Source organism: Paenibacillus sp. GL_099_B, assembly GCF_057835695.1.
This window is the reverse complement of sequence record NZ_CM174430.1, coordinates 2,191,620-2,210,302: the sequence shown is the minus strand read 5'-3', so window position 1 is coordinate 2,210,302 and position 18,683 is coordinate 2,191,620. Positions and strand designations below refer to the sequence as shown.

Genomic DNA, 18,683 nt, shown 5'->3' with positions numbered 1-18,683 from the left:
AAAGAGTTCACATCTCTCCCCTTTTCGCTTTATGGTGCAAAAAAGGCCGTCTCCCTGTAGAAAAAATCTACGTTCGAGACAGCCAAATACGTTAATTATTTTGCAGCAATCAATTGCGTAGCTTGAACTGACATTTCCTTTGCCTGTTTGATACAGTCAGGCAAGCCTACCCCTTCATAACCAGCGCCGGCAATGTATACCCCCGGCAATTTGCTGCCAAGTTGTTCGCGCAGTGCTGCAATCTGCTGCAGATGACCTACCGGATACTGTGGCATGGATTTGCGAAGCCGAGTAATTTCCGAGAAGATCGGAACGGCCTCAACGCCCATTGTTTCACGCAAGTCCTTGAGTACCAGATCTGTTAGTGCATCATCCGGGAGTTCCACATTCTGCTCGTCTCCGGAACGGCCAACATAACAGCGAAGCAGTACTTTGTCATCTGGGCTGGTGTGCAGCCACTTGGTTGATGTCCAAGTACATGCTGTAATATTGCGACCTTCCTTACGCGGAACGAGGAAACCAGACCCATCAAATACATGTTCGATATCCTTTTTCTCAAAAGCCAGCACCACATTCGCGACAGATACATAGTTAATCGCATCCAGAGCCGCTGTATCCACGTGCGGTTGCAGCAGTTCGGATGCAACATACGTAGGCACGGTAATGACTACATCATCTGCTTCAAGACGCTCTCCGTTATCCAGTTGAATGTTATATCTGGCCGCATCTCCATTCAGAACCTCCAGGGACTGCACGGAAGTGTTCAGCCGTTGATCCACGTCCTGCAATTCATGTACAAGCGCGTGAACCAGACTCTGCAAGCCCTGACGGAAGTTCAGAAAAGCACTTCTCTTCGTTCCCGTATGGGTCTCTGCCGGTTTGCGGCCCGTCATCATTCCTCGGATCAAACTACCATAATCCCGCTCCACTTCACCGAATTGCGGAAAGGTTGCCTGAAGACTCAATCGCCGCATATCACCCGCATAGATACCCGCAAGCAGCGGCTCAGTGAGGTTTTCCAGCACTTCCGTTCCAAGTCGGCGCTCAATCATATAACCGAGCGATTCATCCTCCGTTGTACGACGGGGAGGAATGACAAAATCCATTAATGCCCGCAGCTTGCCTGCCGGAGATACAAGACCACTTCTCAGAAATGGTCTCAACTCCGTCGGAATACCGAGAACGAGTCCTGCCGGCATGGGATGCAACTTGCCACGCTGCATGATGTACGTTTTTTTGGATTCCGGATTTTGACTGACCAGTTCATGGTCTATTTCCAGCTCTTTAGCCAAATCAATCATCGCCGTTTTGCGGGCTAGGAAAGAATCCGGCCCCTTCTCAATAACGAACCCATCCCGGTGCAGCGTTTCAATCATGCCACCCATGGAAGAACTCTTCTCAACCAAGGTAATGACAGGTTCAATTCCTGCTTCCCGGTAATGCTTCCGGATATAAAATGCCGCGCTTAGGCCGGTCAGACCTCCGCCGACAACAACGACACGACGTTTATGGTCTTCCATTACTCATCCGTTCCTTGCTGCCATTGGTTAATAATGACGTCACTTAACGTTTCCATGTAAAGTGGGTCACTATTGAGAGAATCGATACGCATAAGGCGCATGTCGATCTCTTTGGCAATCGCTTTGGCCTCAATATCAAGATCATAGAGCACTTCCAGATGATCCGATACGAATCCAATCGGTGCTACAAGCACATCCTCAACCTGTTCACGAGCAAGATCCTGAAGTGTGTCCAGAATATCAGGGCCCAACCATGGCTCTGCCGTCCGCCCCGCACTTTGCCACGTGAACTGCCAGTTGGTAATTCCTAAACGGGAAGCAATAACTTCCGAAGTCTCCAGCAGTTGCTGCGGATATGGATCACCGATATCTACAATTCGCGCAGGCAGACTGTGTGCACTGAAGAGCACTCGAACATCCCCGCGTTTGGCTCCTGCTTCCTCGAAAGCATCCAATTTGGCGCTAACACGTGTGGAGAGAGCCTGAATCAATTTCGGATGTAGGTGATAACTCTCAATGAAGGACATCTGGATGCCCAGTTCTTCCGCTTTCTCACGAGCACGCTTGATGTAGCTCCCTACACTCATTGTGGAAAAATGTGGTGCCAGTACGATGCCTATTGCAGTCTGAATTCCATCCTTCGCCATCTGTTCCACGCCATCCTCAATGAACGGATACGCATGCTTCAACCCTTGATAACAACGGAATTCAACCTCTTTGGAACGGTCATCCTTATTTAACGTCTCCTGAAGGGCCTTAACCTGATTATCCGTGTTTTCTCGAAGAGGGAATACGCCCCCAACAATCGCTTCATAACGATCGGTCAATTCCTTCAGTTGTTCCGGTTCAGGCGGACGTCCTCTCCGGATATGTGTGTAATACGCTTCAATACTCTCCATATTCTCAGGTGTGCCATACGACATCACCAGTACACCTACCGTATTAGTCATTAGTAACCGTCACCCCAGTCTTCAATGCTTTAGCGGAATATTCATGAATATACGCCGTGAGTTCTCTTAATTTATCCAAAGACGCTTCAGGAAATAGTCCGTGCCCCAGATTGAAAATATACCCTGGCTCCTTGATACCTTCGTCAATAATCAATTTGGCATGCTGTTTGATCAGATCCATCGGTGCAGTCAACACATAAGGGTCCAAGTTACCTTGCACAGCAAATTTTCCGCCCAGTCGTTTACGTCCCTCGGAGATCGATACTCTCCAATCCAGCCCAATCACATCGGCTTGCAGATCATGCAGGGTTGGCAGCAATTCACCAGAAGCCACACCCGGGAAATAAATTTTCGGTACATTCAAATCCGATAATTCGGTAAAGATACGAGTAATCGTCGGCAACACATACGTTCTAAAGTCGTTTGGCGAAAGCGCGCCTACCCAGCTGTCGAACAGTTGGAATGCCTTACCGCCGTTCGCAATGTGTGCACGGACATATGTAATCACCATATCGCCCAGTTTTTGCATCAATTTATGCCACACTTCCGGTTCACTGTACATCATCGTTTTGGTCCGTATGTACCCTTTGGAAGGTCGGCCTTCAATCAAATAGCTGGCGATGGTAAACGGTGCACCGGCAAACGTAATCAGGGGTACATCCAGTTCCTTGTCCAGAATTCGAATCGTCTCCAGAATATGAGACAGATCTCCTTCAACATCAATAGGACGCAAACGATCCACATCTGCCGCCGTGCGGATTGGATTGTCTATAACAGGTCCAATATTTTTAACAATATCGAAATCTATACCGAGGGAAGCAACCGGATTCATAATATCGGAATACAAAATAGCCGCATCCACACCGAGTTTACGTACCGGCATGAGTGTAACTTCAGCTGCTAGCTCAGGTTGACGGCAAATTTCGAGCAAAGAATACTTTTCCTTAATCTTGCGATATTCGGGATCATAACGCCCAGCCTGACGCATGTACCACACGGGAACACGGTCCACCTGCTGTTTGAAGCTGGCCTGAATCAGACGATCATTATAGCTCATGTAAGAAGCCTCCAATAGTTTTTGGACTCATAAATAACATTATGCCCTTTTTAAAGAGCGGTAACAACCACGTGTCGATCTGTTCCGATGACAATACTATGACATTCCTTACATCCCCTCATCCATATGCAAATTATGTTATAATGAAAGAATCGTGTTTTTTTGAAACGTTGCAGAAACGATCGGAAAGGAAGTGAAAGCACTTTGAAAACGTGGAAAGTAAACCTCATTGTGCTTTGGTTTGGACAATTTCTGGTCAACTCGGGAATGACCATGATTACCCCGTTTTTGTCCCTTTATCTCGCCAGGGATCTTGGCGTGGTTGGTGAGCATGAAATTGGCATATGGGCGGGATTTATATTTGCTGCCAACTTCCTCACCTCATTTTTGTTCCAGCCTTTGTGGGGCAAATTGTCTGACAAGTACGGTCGAAAAATTATGTTGCTGCGTTCCGGATTCGGGATGGCGATTGTTATCGCCTTGATGGGTTTTGCACAGAACCCATGGCAGCTCCTTTTATTACGACTGCTCAACGGTACGATCTCCGGTTTCAACCCGGCAGCAGTTGCGTTGATCTCGGGTACAACGCCGAAGGATCGCATGGGTTTTGCCATGGGCATCAGCCAGTCCGGCCAGGTAGCCGGTACGATTCTGGGTCCACTGATCGGCGGTTTGCTCGCTGATGCGGTTGGCTTCCGCCCTATCTTCTATATTACAGGCGGACTGATCTTTGCAGCATCCATGCTAGCGATGTTCCTGGTACGGGAGACCTTTGACCGAAAAGAAGCGGCTAAACTGCCGGAACAATCCGTTTTGTCCGGTTTGAAAGAATTGAATAAGTCCCCTCAGCTGCCTGCGCTATTCGCTGTAACGTTTTTGTTGCAATTTGCCATGATTAGCCCGATGTCACTCTTGCCGCTGTATGTACAGAAATTACATGCTTCGGATGTCAATGTGGCCTTCTGGGCAGGGCTTGTCGGCGCTGTCACGGGACTATCCAATATGGCCATGTCCCCGATTCTCGGGAAGCTCAGTGACAAGATAGGTTCACATAAGGTACTTACGTTCTCTCTTATAGGAACAGGGCTCATGCTTATACCTCAAGCTTTCGTGCAGACGGTATGGCAGCTCATCATCGTCCGTTTCATGATGGGTGTGTTTATGGGCGGCCTGCTTCCGAGCGTCAACTCGCTCATTCGCTCCTACACGCCAGATAGCATGATTAGCAGGGCGTTCAGTTTTAATACGAGTACACTCGCGCTCGGTAACATGCTTGGAGCCGTAATCGGCGGCTTTATGGCCGGGTTCATTGGCATCGAAGGACTGTTTATCGTCTCTGGTGGGCTGCTGCTGCTCAATATGGTGTGGGTGAGATTCAAACTGTACAAAAAGCCCCCTCTGATCAGAGAATCCTGACGCTTCGATTCAAAAGATATTAATTCTTATGAAAAAGCCGCTTTCAGCGCCCATTAGGCATGAAAGCGGCTTTTGGCATTCATTTGTTCAAACCTCAACATGGATTCATTGTGTCAGATGGCTTGTAAATTGAACTTGTGAATTGAATCGGATATTCTTTAACTCCAAATACAAAAGCACTTTGAATCGGCTGCAAAACCGTTTCCGGCACAAGCTGAATGTCTTCCATTTGGCGAAGCATCGTCTGAAGTACAACCCTCGCCTCAAGTCGTGCAAGCGGCGCACCGAGACAGAAGTGAATACCAAATCCAAAACCCATATGTCTGTTCGGCTTGCGGTCAGGCACGAATTTCTCTGCCTGATCGAATTGAGCGCTGTCCCGGTTGGCCGATCCTACCCAGGATATCACCTGTTCCCCCGCCTGAATCGTTTGCCCGTTCAATTCTACGTTTTCTTTGGCAATACGCCCAATAGCCACAATTGGCGGATAATATCGCAACGTTTCTTCTACCGCAGTCGGGATAAGTTCAGGGTGTTCCCGCAACTGCTTCTGAAGCTCAGGCTGCTCTGACAGAATACGAACGGCATTGGTAATTAGATTGGTTGTCGTTTCATTACCGGCAGCAAGTAACAAGATGCAAAATCCGACCACTTCCTCTGCCGTTAGCTTCTCCCCTTCAATCTCCGCAGCAAGCAGTAAAGAGATCAGATCCTCCTCTGGTCTCTGACGTCTTTCTTCCATAATGGTCGTGAAGTAGCTCGCCAGTTCCTGCTGGTTCCGTTTCTTTTCTTCCATCAATTCCTGGAAAGCTTCATCACTGTCATCCCGCGCACCCTTCACAAGTGCATCAGACCAGTCTTTAAACTTTTGGCGATCTGAAGCAGGGACGCCAATCAATTCGGCAATCACGATAACCGGAAGTGGAGTAGCAAGATCATCGATAAGACGCATACGGCCTTCTGAAAAGTGCGTAGTCAATAATTCATCAGCGATTTCCTGAATACGCGGAGATAATGCTTCGATCGCTCTAGGTGTGAACGCCTGATTAACCAGATCCCGCAGTTGTTTGTGCTTCGGCGGATCTGTAGTAAGCATGCTGGCGTTGGCACGATCACGTTCAGAAGAGAACAGTTTAGGGTTTTTCAACACATATTGCACATCTTCATATCGGAAAACATCCCAGCATTCTCGATGGTTGTCATAGCGGACTGGAGTATTTTCACGAAGTTCAGCGTACACCTGGAAGGGAAGTAATTGCTGCTCCACCGCCTCCAGCTCCCGGATCGGAATGTAATTGGCATACTTTCTGGGTGCTCGGTTCATCGTTTCTCCTCCAATCATTAATATATATTTATTTACATATTGAAATCACCATATATTATAGACTCAATGCTTTGAGCATACAAATATTTGGCAATAATTGAGCCTCATTTCCTAGGACGTTTTACAAAAAATCGTCAAGACTTGCTAACTTATACCCCCGCTATTCGTTTTGGATAAGATCACTTCTACTATGGACGATACTGCAACACTTTCCCCAGTATCTTTCAATAGCCCTATCAGGACAAAAGACTCATATGTCATAAAATATGACGTTAAAATTCATTTAGTATGATTTCATATTCCCCATTCTCTTTTTTCATCTCCTTATATTTATCCATAAAACCTTATAAATACGCTTTATACTCTATATATCTATTAATGTAACCGATTACTCTATCTATATCTGCAATTGTCATATTATTTAACATGAAATACAATAAATTTGAACTTATATACATATCATCCTCAACAAACATCACACGAAACTAACCTGAAGGAGAGTGCTATTCATGAAAAAAACTTCAAATCTTCGTCCTTGGGCTGTATGGAGCACAGCTGCTTTGACAGCTTTGACCATCTCCCTGTCCCCAATCGGAACCTATGCGGCTCAGGCGGCTACGGTAGAAGTGAGCGGTACAACTAGCGCGCTTCAGACCGCATCATCCACTCCGGCTCGCAATACGACCATCCCTGCTCTATCAGATTCGTTCAAACAATCCGCACTGCCTAATGTTCTGGTCATTGGAACGGGTGGTACGATTGCTGGTCAATCCGAGGATGCAACCAGCTTCCAGAACTATAAGGCCGGTACACTCCCGATTGGAGAAATGGTCGACGCCTTACCGGACAAACAGAAGATTGCAGATGTTAGCACACTCCAATTCGGAAATTCAGGTTCAGGTTCTTATACCATGGCTGATCTCTATGACTTGTCTCAGACGGTAGATAAGGCTCTGGCTCAGTATGACAGCGTTGTAGTTACCACCGGTACAGATACCATGGAGGAAATCGCTTACTTCCTCGACATGACCGTACAAAGTGATAAACCCGTCGTCATTACAGGGTCCATGCGCCCTTGGACGGTTATCGGCTCAGATGCACAAGCGAATCTGTACAACGCCATAAAGCTCGCAAGTAGCGGGCGCACCACTTCATTTGGGACCGTGCTGATGTTGAACGATACCATTCAATTGGCACGCGGCGTGACCAAAACGAATGATTATCGAACAGACACGTTCGAAACCCCGATGCTTGGTGCAGTAGGTTATATTGATGAAGAAAACATTCGAATTTACCGTGCTCCTGCACGTGCCTTGAAGCCTGAAGGTACATTGAAACCGGCATTCGACCTGAGCAAAATCAAGAAGGCAGATCTCGCCAAAGTGGAAATTGCGATTTCCTATCAGGAAGCTGGCGGCGAGGCTATTGAAGGATTTGTGAAAGGCGGCGCCAAGGGAATCGTAACGTCCGGTACAGGAGCAGGCGGTATTTCCAGAGCGATGGGACAAGCACGTACCAAAGCGGTCGAGGATGGCGTAATCTTCGTAACGACCACTCGGACAGGTTCAGGCAGTGTATATGGCGGAGGGAAAGGCGTTATCGCCGGTGACAACCTCAGTCCTCAGCAAGCACGCATTTTGTTGATGCTCGGGCTGTCCTTCAGCGATGATTTTGACACCATCCAAAAATGGTTCGAGACTTACGGAACGCCGGAAGTTTAATAAGGCTCTCATCACTTTATTTCAATAAGCAGAAAGAGACGATAACATCCTGAGATTCAGGAGTGTTATCGTCTCTTTCTTTTCGAATCGACCGCGCATGTCACTCGTTATAGTGGATCTGCATCTTTTTCTTACTTCACCCAAGCCAAAGCCAGGCCATCATAATCCGGCAACATCGTCGTTACGAGGCGCGGGTCACTGGCCATCTGCTCGTTGAAGCGTCGAACCGCGAGGACAGCCGGGCCCTGCTTGTCCGAATTCAGCGTACGTCCGCGCAGGAAACAGTTATCTCCCACAATGACCGCTCCAGGCCGCGCGAGCTTAATGGCGTAATCGAGATAAACGGGATAATTCTCCTTGTCTGCATCGATGAAGAAGAAATCGAAGGTACGTCCTTCCTGTGCCAGCTGCTCCAGACTGGCGGCTGCGGGGCCAATTCGATATTCGACTTTATCCCCAAAGCCTCCTTCCTCCAGATGACCACGAGCCATCGCTGCGTATTCCTCTTTCAGTTCCAGCGAAGTCAGGGTTCCCCCGTCACTTAAACCGCGAGCAAGACAGATACCGCTGTATCCGCCCAACACGCCAATTTCGAGTATAGCCTCCGCTTTAGATGTCTTCGCGAGAAAAGTGAGCAAACGGCCATAGGCCGCTGCAACCGAAACTTCCGGCATGCCGTTCGATCGGATGGCTTCTTTTACCTTTAACAAGAGATCATCCTCTTGAAATAATTGATTTACATATTCATCAGGGGTCAGATTCACCGCTAAAATCCTCCTTGGACACTTGGACTGCTTTCCATATGGATGCCAATGTTCTATAATAAATGTTTGTTGTCAAACACAGGCGGTTGACTGCTGCATCGGCTCGAAAGGTGAATGCATAAGCTCTCCGCATTTCTCATTGTAAGTTTTTTCACGGAAAGCGGCAAGGCCGCACCGTCACTATACAGCTGAGAGAAGGACATTCCTTCTTCGGCTTGAAATGGAGTTGAAATGAATCACATGGCTCAATTGCAATTGATTGCGACCTCGGCGATGGGACTCGAGGCTGTTGTCGCCCGGGAACTGAAACAACTGGGGTATGAGGATGTTACGATCGACAATGGCCGGGTTTTCTTCACTGGAGATTATATTGATATTTGCCGGTGTAATCTGTGGCTGAGAAGTTCCGACCGGGTGTTGGTCAAAATGGGTGAATTCCCGGCGACAACTTTCGATGAATTATTTGAAGGTACCAAAGCATTACCTTGGGAGGAATGGATTCCAGCCGATGGCGAATTTCCGGTTGAAGGTCGCTCCCAGAAATCTCAGTTGAGCAGCGTGCCTGCATCACAAGGGATCGTGAAGAAAGCAATCGTAGAGAAACTGAAGCTGACTTATGACACGGAGTGGTTCCCAGAGGATGGGTCTCGTTATGTGATTGAGGTCATTCTGCTGAACGATCGCGCCCTGCTTACATTAGATACGACGGGACCAGGTCTGCATAAACGGGGTTATCGTAAACTCGTAACCGAAGCACCACTCAAAGAAACGCTTGCTGCGGCACTTATTCAGCTCAGCCGCTGGAATGTATCACGTCCATTCTATGATCCATGTTGCGGTTCAGGCACAATGCTGATTGAAGCCGCCATGATCGGCTGGAACATTGCACCAGGACTTCGTCGGACCTTCAACTCCGAGAACTGGGCTGTCATTCCTGAAGAATTGTGGGAACAGGCGCGCGAAGAAGCATTTGACGCGGTTCGCGACGATATTCCATTGCAAATTTCGGGCAGCGACATCGATCCGGAAGCTATTGAGGTAGCACAGGCAGCAATCAAGAGTGCCGGCTTCGCCAAAGACATTGAAGTCAGCGTACTACCCGCTCATCGTGCAAGACCACAGGGCGAATACGGTGTCATTATTACCAACCCTCCATATGGTGAACGTTTGAGTGAAGAGAAAGAAGTGCAGAAGCTGCTGCGTTCTTTAGGGCGCAGTTACCTCGATTTACCGACATGGTCCTTTTTTGCCATCACGTCGACCAAATCTTTCGAGGAAGACTTTGGCCACAAGGCAGACAAGCGTCGTAAGTTGTTCAATGGACGCATTGAAACCCAATATTATCAGTATTTGGGCCCACTGCCTCCAAGAAATAAAACACCACAACAATAATAACATTGGAATGATCAAGCGCCCCTGCCTTCAACGGCTGGGGCGTTTTTTTGTATTTATTCCGGGAGACTTATGGATGATCTTGATAACATTGCTTCCGCATGAAGTTTTTCTCCCTTGGGCATAGTTGAAAAGCCATGACACCACGCTATAATGGATAAAGTCCTATTTTACATTCCGTTAACAAAACCATTCATCAGGGGGGAGACATATATGTTTGTCACTAAGCCAACACGCAGCCTTACGCCGCGCGGGCTTCTGAATCATCCACTTACGTTATATCTTATTTTTCTTGTACTCATGCTACTCAAATTAATGTGGCTCCACCACAATCTGCACGCTTACAATATTACGATGGGGCTTCTGGACAAAGTGATTGCCATCGGTTCGCTACTGATTCTGTCCTTCTGGACCTGGTGGCTGCCTCGCCGGGGTATGATCATATCACTCGTTATTCTCAATCTGCTGCTCACTGCACTGATCTATGCGGATATGGTTTATTATCGCTACTTTCAGGATTTTCTAACTATTCCTGTGTTGATGCAAGCCAGACAGGTCGACGCTTTGGGAGACAGCATTGCTACGCTTATCTACGCCAGTGATCTGTGGTTCTTCGTCGATTGGCTTGTGATTATCCCATATGCAGCAATCCTGCTGTTCAGCAAACGTAACCGCCGTCGAGATTACAGCGCATATTCCAACGGGTTAAACTCTTACTCGTCAAATTCAGGCAAATCAAGCGTGCGTCGTCGACTCACCGCAGGTAGCATTGCCCTGGTGTTGGGTCTGGGGCTCGCGGTTGGTCCGATTTATTTTTATAGTAAAACCTGGGCAAAAGGGTTGTTTGATAACAACTGGTGGAACGTATCCATGTACAACGTTACCGGACTTCTTGCTTTTCATGGTTATGATCTGTACAACTATGCCAAAGACCAGCTCGGCTCTGGACCAGAGGTCGATCCTGCCGATCTCGAACAGGCGGAAGCTTATTTCGCCAGCAGACAACAGGCTGACCCACTGAAGGATGCGATGTTTGGCAAGTATAAAGACAGCAATGTGATCATTGTCCAAGGTGAAGCCTTCATGAATTTCATGATTGGTCAGAGCATTGGCGGACAGGAAATTACGCCTCATTTTAACGAGCTGATGAAGGAAAGCCAGTACTACAGTCACTTTTATCACCAGACAGGTCAGGGGCGAACATCGGATGCTGACTTTGGGGCCAATATTTCATTGCATCCACTGTCGGTTGGATCCGCGTTTGTCCGTTACGCAGACCACAGTTACGATTCTCTACCTTCTATCTTGAAGGATCATGGTTATAGTACGAATGTATTTCATGCCTATGAGAGCGGATTTTGGAATCGCTATACCATGTATCAGAATATGAAGTATGACAAGTTTTACAGTAAAAATGATTTTGAACAGGATGACCCGCTTGGCTGGTCGCTATCCGATGAGTCCTTTTTCCGCCAATCGGTTGAGAAAATGAGCAGTGAGGTTACAGAGCCATTCTATTCATTCCTGATTACACTCAGTAGTCATCATCCATACGCGTTGCCCCAAGATAAACAGCAGCTGGATGTCGGGGAATTCAAAGGAACGATGTTTGGCAACTATCTGCAATCTGTTCATTACGTGGATTCTGCGCTCGGAAACATGGTGGAAGACCTGAAAAATCGGGGATTATGGGACAAAACGATCTTCATGTTCTATGGGGATCACGATAATTCCATTAAAGAACAGCCACAATATGAGAAATTTCTCGGACGTTCGCTGAATGATCTGGATATGGAGCAGATTATGAACGAAGTGCCTTTGCTGGTGCATCTGCCTGACGGAGCCGCAGCGGGAACGATTGACGAGCCTGCGGGACAACTGGATATTACACCTTCAGTACTGCATCTGCTGGGTATTTCAGATCAATCCTACTACCACATGGGCAACGATGTGTACGACAGTTCCTCCCGCATGGTGATATTGCGCAGTGGTGCATTTACAGATGGCTCCCTGTTCTATATCCCTTCGGATGATTACCTGTATGACAGCGGCTCCTGTTACGATCTGTCTACAGGCACCAAAACGGATATTAATGCTTGCCGATCTGGTCATGATGAAGCAACGAAACGACTGCATGTGTCAGATACGGTCAATACGTTTGACCTGATCTCGCGTTTTCGCGAGGAGCAAGCGTCTGAGTCCTCATCCTAACAGACACTGAGCGGAACGGTGCGCCGACGGAACACTGTATATTTCATGTTTGAAAGTTAACCCGACACTACAATGAAATGGAGCTAGTGCACTACCATGACGTCACATACAGATCAATTCAATATCGAACAAAAGCTGTTCGAGGAAGCTGCAAACTTTGTCAAACATCGTTACCCTCAAGGGTGGGGCGGCGCAGCTGCCGTTTATACTGAAGCTGGCTCGCTATTAATCAGCGTAGCTCCAGAAGTGATTAATGACGCCACGCATCTGTGTATGGAAACAGGCGCCTATCTGGAAGCTCACAAATTAAACGAGCGGGTTACTCACTCGATCTGTGTGGCACGCGACGATGAGCACTCGGAATTCAAGGTCCTCACCCCTTGTGGTGTGTGCCAGGAACGACTGTTTTTCTGGGGAGAAGACGTGAAGGCTGCCGTGTACGATCCAGATGGAGCTTTAATTTACAAGAGATTGGACGAAATTCAGCCTTACCATTGGACCAAGGCATACCGGGATAAGTAAGAAGTTAAACTACAAGTGTTGAGGCTGCGATCCGTTGCATGCTTCAGCACTTCTTTTTTCGAGGCTGGCAATAACAACAACCTTGCGAATGATAGAAAGTCGCTATATAATTGTAACTGTATTGGTTTCATTTATAAATGATGGAGGTTTTAATTGATGAATATTGAAATATGGTCCGACTTTATGTGTCCTTTCTGTTATATTGGCAAACGTCGTCTGGAGAATGTACTGGCACAATTCCCACACCGCGATGAAGTTAAATTACAGTTCAAAAGTTTTGAGCTCGATCCAAATGCTGAATTGAACAGTGGCAAAACCAACGCGGAATATCTGGCTTCCAAATATAATATGAGTGTCGAGCAGGCACGCGGTATGAATGCCCAGATGAATGCCAATGCTCGCACGGCTGGACTGGAATACAACATTGATGAGATGGTCCCTACCAACTCCTTCTCTGCTCACCGTCTGACCCATTGGGCAGAAACACAAGGGAAAATGCTTGAACTGAGCGAACGGCTATTTCAAGCGATCTTCATTGAAGGTAAACATGTCGGCAATACCGATATACTGATCGAGTTGGCTGAAGAAGTGGGTCTGGATCGCAATGCCGCAGCAGAAGTGTTGTCAAGCAATCAATTCGCAGACCAAGTGCGTGCCGACCAGGCCGAAGGCGAACAGTTAGGCATCCGAGGTGTACCGTTCTTCGTATTTGATCGCAAGTTCGCTATATCTGGCGCTCAACCGGATGAGGTGTTCCTTGACGCTATTCAGAAAGCATGGGACGAGCGCTCCCCTTTCACCATGGTAGAGTCCAACACCACTGACGCAGATGGCAGTGGAGTATGCACCGAAGACGGCTGCGAGGTTCCGCAACCGGATCAATCCAAATAACACAAAAGCAGCAGGATCAAGGGGCTTCCCCTGAACCTGCTGCTTTTTTTACTTTTCCCTTTTAAATCCATCCACATAAGATGAACTCATAATTTACACTATAACGGAGAGGGCAGAACAAATCTGGAGAAGCGGAGCTACAAGCTTTCTGAAAGAAAGCTGCAACGGAAGCATATGCTTCGCATTTATCACTGGATTTTACCCTTTGAAGAAAGGGAATTCCAAAAATCCGGGGATAACGGCGATCGAAAGATTGTTCTGCACACGTAGTGGCCTAGTGTAAAGGATTATGCTTTCATTTTATATCACGAAGAACGATCCGTAACCGGAACAACTACACGCAGATCATTAAACACTTGTTTCGGAATTGAGCCACTCGCTCAATCCCAAAACAGCTGATCCGGATGTGGTCCTGTCCGTTTATCCGAATCCAGCGCATCAATCAGTTTTAGCTCATCTGGAGTCAACTCAAAATCAAAGATGTCCGCATTCTCGCGAATCCGCTCCGGGGTAACCGACTTCGGAATCGTCACGATCTGGTTCTGGATATCCCAACGCAGAATAACCTGTGCTGGTGTTTTTCCGTATTTCTGGGCCAAACTTTTCAAAGCCGATTCCTTGTTCAATTTACCTCTCATAATGGGGCTCCATGCCTCCAGTTGAATGCCCTGCTCCCCGCAGAAATCCTGCAACTCCTGTTGAATCAGACCCGGATGCAGTTCTACCTGATTCACCGCAGGTACCGTTCCACCTTCATCTATGATATCGCGCAGATGGTGTACTTCGAAATTACTTACACCAATGGCACGTACGCTTCCTTCGCTATATAGACGTTCGAAAGCTCTCCACGTCTCCTTATACTGGTCTCTGCCAGGCCAGTGAATTAAGTATAGATCAATGACATTCAATCCAAGCGCCTTCTGACTGGCCTCAAATGCTCTCAATGTCGAATCGAACCCTTGATCCTCATTCCACAGCTTGGTTGTCACAAACAGCTCATTCCGGGCAATACCGCTGCTCGCAATGGCTTGTCCAACTTCCTCTTCATTTCCATAAACGGACGCCGTATCAATGCTCCGATATCCGACTTCCAGTGCAGTCTCCACCGCTTGCTGTACTTCTTTGCCCTTTGCTCGATAGGTCCCAAATCCCAGCCATGGCATCGTCACGCCGTTGTTCAGAATCGTACAATCTGTAATATGTTTTGTCATTCTGTACCTCCTGTGTGAAATTTGCCTGCTCTTGGTCTATTAACCTTCTCACAAAATTTTAAGCGGCACGTTACATACAGTTTGGCTGAGATCCATTTCTCGGGGCCATTCAAAAAGAGACATGAATAACCCGCAAAGCACTGCTGCTCTGCGGGTTTCTGTTGTGACAGGAACGCCTATAGATCCCCTTGCCCATTCTGACTCTGGATCGAGTTCAATCTTCTCTTCTCCTCAATGAACATCTCTTCTGCCAGCTCAACGCCCTGACCTCCAAGCGAACGTTCAGCTTGACGCATAGCCTGCTCGGTATGCGCCAAACGGCGTTCTGCCTGTTCAATGGTCTGTTCTGTTGGATGTGACATTGCCTGTGAAACGGCAAAATGAAGTTTGTTCACTGCATTCTGCGCCTGGGATACGGTCGTATCGGCTTGCAAACTGGAATCATAACGCTTCGGCATGAGTATTCCTCCTTGGGATCATGTTCCTGTTACCCCTTTAGGATGGTTGACATCGGCCTTCCTTATTCTTGTTTTGTTGAAACAATAAAGGATTACTTTATGTTCCCCATGTGAGATTAAAGATGAATATTAATGATGTGTATAACCTTTTCCGGTCTGACTGCGTTTATTTGATAAGTATCTTTTCACAAGGAGGTTTGTATTTGAAGAACTTTTGGATTCTATTCATTCTGGTACCTTTATTGCTACTTACCAGTGGCTGTACACCTTCCACGTATGAAATAACGGGATATACAGGTTCCTCTATTAATGACGAGATTCCGGTTCCCGAGAATGCAAAGCAGCTGAGCGTATCGACATATTCAGACAACCCAAACATTAAAACAGGCATTAAATATGAATTGAAACATATTGGAGGAGAACAGGGATTATATGTACCATCCGATTATTTTGAGAAGTTATCCGAAGCCGGATGGGTTGAGGTGAAAGAAGAGCGTATGGGGAATGTTCATTATTTTAAAAAAAGCGATACTGTCATCGCTATTGAGATTCAAGAGGATACCTTTAAGATTTTTGAAATGAGGCAGGACTTCACCTTTTAATCTTTTATCATTCCCGATCACAAACTAAAAAAAGAGAGGCCACAGCCTCTCCTTTCCCTTCGTGGACAAGTTTGCCCACTGCAATTTCATACCATTACTTCACGAATTTCGCTACTTTTGCAAGCACTTCTTCTTCTGACGGTGCACTGATGTACCGACCGTTGATGAAGACAAAAGCACGCTTCGCGCAAGGACCGCAATACGATTTGCAACCAATTTTGATCTCCGTATCCGGAGCCATTTTCTCCAACTTGGCTACAATCGATTTTAGTCTAATATGATTACATTTTTCGCATACGCGGATATCGTTAGCCATGAGTTCCCCTTCTTCGCTCCCTTAGTGGTCGCCGTGGTTGCCTTTGGATGGGTTCGTAATAACGAATCCTTCTTCAGGGAAGTAAAGGTAATCAATTTTAACGCCATCCAGCAAAGGTTGATCATTTTCAAGAATAACGTCGATCTCTTTATCCGTAGATACGACCGTATCATTTTCTTTTGGCGTATCGATATCGAGTCCGTAGTGGGCATGGTCTCCATGTGCATGCGTGATCACAACGCGCAGCAATTTACCTTCGTTCTCAGGCTTGTCCAATTCAAGTTTTAATACTTTCGCGGCATTACGTGTAATTTTGCAGTTCATTCCATTCATCTCCTATATCGTAATTGCTGGTTCCAACAATTTTTCAGTATTTCTAAACTCCAGCATCTATTGTAAAGAAAATTACTGCGCTTCGCAATAACATTGATGCAAAATCGATGTTAAAACCACCCATTTTGTGTCGGATTAAGACGATGCGCCCGCTGTAAGTACCGGATATTTGCGCTCCGCACGACTTACAAACCAGTTCATCAGCAACAACGTAACCCCGATATCATCTATAGGCATAAACGGCATCACGTCGGGAAGTACCCAGTAGAGCAGCGCCGGGATGATGAACAGCAGCTTTTCGCCCAATGGAATCTGCGGAGCCCGCAACAGACGCGGCAGCCGTTTGAATACTTGTGTCCATCGTTTGAATGACAGCAGTCTTCTCCACTTCATATGAACCCCTCCGTATAAGTATTGCACTGAAATAAAACAGCACACGTTATAGTCACACCCATCATTACCCGTTCCAGAGCGATCCGGAACGAATGATGCAACATGCAGATTAAAAAACGAACGCCGGTAACAGCGCCCGTTCCTGTTATACGAGTGGACAACCAGTAAGTTTCATGTCTTCCCATCCAGATTATGTTAAGTCAGGTTTCATGGATTCTCAGTGTTTCCTGTTAGTGCTCTCGATCTGATAATAATTCAGCCAACAGCATGCCAACCTCTACGCAGATGTCATCGAACTGATCCATAGGGAGTGGGTTTACCCCGAGTCCCACCTCTACCGTGAAGCCAGGCTTCCGAAACTTCTGGATGAACCAGTCTTTGTACCCTGCATCGCTTCCACCCAGCTTGACTGCCCTGTACCCTGAAGCTCTTGCCAGTCTGCGTGACAGCGGAGCACTCTCCTTTGGCTCCAAATCGCGGTAGTTCCAATAAATTTCCTGCCCCTGGCTGTGCAGCGAGACAACAGCATCGAAATGATGTTGTTCGGTCCACTGTGCAAGCGCCCACGCCTCCGGTTCAGATAAGGGAGCGGTTCCTGCATAATCTCTGGGCCCTGGGGACGTTATCCCTCTTCTAGCTGCCTCTTCATCCCAATAAGCCGGAAATTGATCGTTAAGGTCTACCCCCCTGATATTGGACTTCCAATGCGTAAAATGGGAGCGTCCGGCATTCCACTCCAGCAATTCTTCTGCATGGGGATGATCATTAACCACGCCCTCTTGCACCAATTCAACTCCATCCGGATTGACCATGGGTACAGCCCACAGCGTGGTTTCCTGCATCCAGCGTTCCGTCTGGAATTGATGCCATGGCGTATGTGTACTGTAGGCCTTCGCATATTCTTCAATGAACCGCATCAGAACCGCTGTTGTCAGCCACTCATTCGCATGAACAGATGCGTTGACATGAATATGTCTGGGTCCTTGACCCAAACGCAGATAAGGCAAATCCTTGCCCATAACACTGCTGCCAATCGAGCCAATCTCGATAAATGGATACTTCTTTGCCAGCAAATCGATATCACGGTTCATTTCACGGTAACCATACTCTCCCTGCAACTTGACGATAGTTTTTCCATTTGAATCCGGAATATGAATACATCGCCCGCACCAGTCCGGAATGTTCGCTATTTCTGGATTGGCCTCGCGCAATTCTTCTTCATTCAGTCCAAAACGTAATGCAATCACGGCCACTTTCTCCCCAGGTTCTACTGCATACCTGCGTCCCGTCCCCGGCGTAATGCGCAGCATCTGTCCTGTCAGTAAATAGGGCTGGGACGATGCTTCCGGGTTGAGAGCGGCCAGTAACTCCTTCGTCATATGGTTCGCTGCCGCAATACGCGACAAGGTATCTCCCTGATGAACAATAATCCATTGCAGCTCCATGTTGATCTCCTTTCCCTTAGGAAACTGTGTAATCTCCTGTCCTTCTCTCGCCTGTGTCCTTACTGTATGTAATATGTATGCAAGTCTGGTTGTCCGTCATGTGACATGAATCGCGTAAATACCTCTATCATAAGAAAACGTGATGATCTTCCGAAGC

The 18,683-nt window shown here is 47.2% G+C and carries 18 protein-coding genes; 7 read left to right on the top strand and 11 right to left on the bottom strand.

Features of this window, described 5'->3' with window-relative positions; all coding sequences use genetic code 11:
* Positions 1-95 precede the first annotated feature (95 nt).
* The 3 genes from hemY to hemE are packed head-to-tail and all read right to left on the bottom strand — an operon-like array spanning position 96 to position 3,527.
* Positions 96-1,520, bottom strand: coding sequence for a protoporphyrinogen oxidase (hemY, locus tag AC3ITG_RS10420; protein WP_413377121.1), 1,425 nt, complete (start codon positions 1,518-1,520; stop codon positions 96-98).
* The gene (gene hemH, locus AC3ITG_RS10415; RefSeq protein WP_489253676.1) at positions 1,520-2,470 is read right to left on the bottom strand and encodes a ferrochelatase; all 951 of its coding nucleotides are present in this window, start codon (positions 2,468-2,470) and stop codon (positions 1,520-1,522) included. Before hemH ends, hemY begins: the two co-directional genes overlap by 1 nt.
* Complete coding sequence (gene hemE, locus AC3ITG_RS10410) at positions 2,463-3,527, bottom strand: uroporphyrinogen decarboxylase (protein ID WP_413377118.1); 1,065 nt, start codon at positions 3,525-3,527, stop codon at positions 2,463-2,465. Before hemE ends, hemH begins: the two co-directional genes overlap by 8 nt.
* Before the next feature lie 204 nt (positions 3,528-3,731).
* Between hemE and AC3ITG_RS10405 the strand changes: the two genes are divergently transcribed.
* Positions 3,732-4,943, top strand: coding sequence for an MFS transporter (locus tag AC3ITG_RS10405; RefSeq protein WP_413377116.1), 1,212 nt, complete (start codon positions 3,732-3,734; stop codon positions 4,941-4,943).
* A gap of 94 nt (positions 4,944-5,037) precedes the next feature.
* Here AC3ITG_RS10405 and AC3ITG_RS10400 read toward each other — a convergent pair whose 3' ends face one another.
* Positions 5,038-6,267: a cytochrome P450 gene (locus AC3ITG_RS10400; RefSeq protein WP_489253675.1), complete on the bottom strand. Its 1,230-nt coding sequence runs from the start codon at positions 6,265-6,267 to the stop codon at positions 5,038-5,040.
* A gap of 509 nt (positions 6,268-6,776) precedes the next feature.
* On the opposite strand from AC3ITG_RS10400, the gene AC3ITG_RS10395 reads away from it, so the two are divergent.
* Positions 6,777-7,988: an asparaginase gene (locus AC3ITG_RS10395; protein ID WP_489253674.1), complete on the top strand. Its 1,212-nt coding sequence runs from the start codon at positions 6,777-6,779 to the stop codon at positions 7,986-7,988.
* A 131-nt stretch (positions 7,989-8,119) separates the two neighbouring features.
* Here AC3ITG_RS10395 and AC3ITG_RS10390 read toward each other — a convergent pair whose 3' ends face one another.
* Positions 8,120-8,752 (bottom strand): O-methyltransferase, encoded by a 633-nt coding sequence (locus AC3ITG_RS10390; RefSeq protein ID WP_489253673.1) that lies wholly within the window; start codon positions 8,750-8,752, stop codon positions 8,120-8,122.
* Between the two features lie 240 nt (positions 8,753-8,992).
* Between AC3ITG_RS10390 and AC3ITG_RS10385 the strand changes: the two genes are divergently transcribed.
* The 4 genes from AC3ITG_RS10385 (at position 8,993) to AC3ITG_RS10370 (ending at position 13,768) form a co-directional block, all read left to right on the top strand.
* Entirely contained in the window at positions 8,993-10,144 is a 1,152-nt protein-coding gene (locus tag AC3ITG_RS10385; protein ID WP_063564896.1) for a THUMP domain-containing class I SAM-dependent RNA methyltransferase, read from the top strand.
* A 213-nt stretch (positions 10,145-10,357) separates the two neighbouring features.
* Positions 10,358-12,355 (top strand): LTA synthase family protein, encoded by a 1,998-nt coding sequence (locus AC3ITG_RS10380; RefSeq protein WP_489253672.1) that lies wholly within the window; start codon positions 10,358-10,360, stop codon positions 12,353-12,355.
* Positions 12,356-12,451: 96 nt separating this feature from the next.
* Positions 12,452-12,877: a cytidine deaminase gene (locus AC3ITG_RS10375; protein ID WP_413377104.1), complete on the top strand. Its 426-nt coding sequence runs from the start codon at positions 12,452-12,454 to the stop codon at positions 12,875-12,877.
* Between the two features lie 156 nt (positions 12,878-13,033).
* A complete protein-coding gene (locus AC3ITG_RS10370) occupies positions 13,034-13,768 on the top strand; it encodes a DsbA family oxidoreductase (RefSeq protein WP_489253671.1) in 735 nt (244 codons plus the stop codon).
* 380 nt (positions 13,769-14,148) lie between these two features.
* Here AC3ITG_RS10370 and AC3ITG_RS10365 read toward each other — a convergent pair whose 3' ends face one another.
* Entirely contained in the window at positions 14,149-14,979 is an 831-nt protein-coding gene (locus AC3ITG_RS10365) for an aldo/keto reductase (protein WP_024629201.1), read from the bottom strand.
* A 176-nt stretch (positions 14,980-15,155) separates the two neighbouring features.
* Complete coding sequence (locus AC3ITG_RS10360) at positions 15,156-15,437, bottom strand: hypothetical protein (protein ID WP_113052809.1); 282 nt, start codon at positions 15,435-15,437, stop codon at positions 15,156-15,158.
* Positions 15,438-15,640: 203 nt separating this feature from the next.
* On the opposite strand from AC3ITG_RS10360, the gene AC3ITG_RS10355 reads away from it, so the two are divergent.
* Positions 15,641-16,039, top strand: a complete 399-nt coding sequence (locus AC3ITG_RS10355) for a hypothetical protein (protein ID WP_413377098.1) — start codon at positions 15,641-15,643, stop codon at positions 16,037-16,039.
* Positions 16,040-16,133: 94 nt separating this feature from the next.
* On the opposite strand, the gene AC3ITG_RS10350 is transcribed toward AC3ITG_RS10355, so the two are convergent.
* The 4 genes from AC3ITG_RS10350 to AC3ITG_RS10335 all read right to left on the bottom strand — a co-directional run bounded on the left by AC3ITG_RS10350 (position 16,134) and on the right by AC3ITG_RS10335 (position 18,526).
* Complete coding sequence (locus AC3ITG_RS10350; RefSeq protein ID WP_024629198.1) at positions 16,134-16,355, bottom strand: YuzB family protein; 222 nt, start codon at positions 16,353-16,355, stop codon at positions 16,134-16,136.
* A gap of 21 nt (positions 16,356-16,376) precedes the next feature.
* On the bottom strand, positions 16,377-16,679 hold the full coding sequence (locus tag AC3ITG_RS10345) for a heme biosynthesis protein HemY (protein WP_053783595.1): 303 nt from the start codon (positions 16,677-16,679) through the stop codon (positions 16,377-16,379).
* Between the two features lie 144 nt (positions 16,680-16,823).
* A complete protein-coding gene (locus AC3ITG_RS10340) occupies positions 16,824-17,081 on the bottom strand; it encodes a hypothetical protein (protein ID WP_062322197.1) in 258 nt (85 codons plus the stop codon).
* Positions 17,082-17,311: 230 nt separating this feature from the next.
* Positions 17,312-18,526, bottom strand: coding sequence for a M14 family metallopeptidase (locus AC3ITG_RS10335; RefSeq protein WP_489253670.1), 1,215 nt, complete (start codon positions 18,524-18,526; stop codon positions 17,312-17,314).
* Positions 18,527-18,683: the final 157 nt, after the last annotated feature.

Bases quoted from the DNA above. Each gene is read 5' to 3' on its own strand.
- AC3ITG_RS10385 (WP_063564896.1), top strand. From the start codon at position 8,993: ATGGCTCAATTGCAATTGATTGCGACCTCGGCGATGGGACTCGAGGCT.
- AC3ITG_RS10395 (WP_489253674.1), top strand. From the start codon at position 6,777: ATGAAAAAAACTTCAAATCTTCGTCCTTGGGCTGTATGGAGCACAGCT.
- AC3ITG_RS10335 (WP_489253670.1), bottom strand. From the start codon at position 18,526: ATGGAGCTGCAATGGATTATTGTTCATCAGGGAGATACCTTGTCGCGT.
- AC3ITG_RS10375 (WP_413377104.1), top strand. From the start codon at position 12,452: ATGACGTCACATACAGATCAATTCAATATCGAACAAAAGCTGTTCGAG.
- hemY (WP_413377121.1), bottom strand. From the start codon at position 1,520: ATGGAAGACCATAAACGTCGTGTCGTTGTTGTCGGCGGAGGTCTGACC.
- AC3ITG_RS10350 (WP_024629198.1), bottom strand. From the start codon at position 16,355: ATGGCTAACGATATCCGCGTATGCGAAAAATGTAATCATATTAGACTA.
- hemH (WP_489253676.1), bottom strand. From the start codon at position 2,470: ATGACTAATACGGTAGGTGTACTGGTGATGTCGTATGGCACACCTGAG.
- hemE (WP_413377118.1), bottom strand. From the start codon at position 3,527: ATGAGCTATAATGATCGTCTGATTCAGGCCAGCTTCAAACAGCAGGTG.
- AC3ITG_RS10360 (WP_113052809.1), bottom strand. From the start codon at position 15,437: ATGCCGAAGCGTTATGATTCCAGTTTGCAAGCCGATACGACCGTATCC.
- AC3ITG_RS10340 (WP_062322197.1), bottom strand. From the start codon at position 17,081: ATGAAGTGGAGAAGACTGCTGTCATTCAAACGATGGACACAAGTATTC.
- AC3ITG_RS10365 (WP_024629201.1), bottom strand. From the start codon at position 14,979: ATGACAAAACATATTACAGATTGTACGATTCTGAACAACGGCGTGACG.
- AC3ITG_RS10370 (WP_489253671.1), top strand. From the start codon at position 13,034: ATGAATATTGAAATATGGTCCGACTTTATGTGTCCTTTCTGTTATATT.
- AC3ITG_RS10400 (WP_489253675.1), bottom strand. From the start codon at position 6,267: ATGAACCGAGCACCCAGAAAGTATGCCAATTACATTCCGATCCGGGAG.
- AC3ITG_RS10345 (WP_053783595.1), bottom strand. From the start codon at position 16,679: ATGAACTGCAAAATTACACGTAATGCCGCGAAAGTATTAAAACTTGAA.
- AC3ITG_RS10380 (WP_489253672.1), top strand. From the start codon at position 10,358: ATGTTTGTCACTAAGCCAACACGCAGCCTTACGCCGCGCGGGCTTCTG.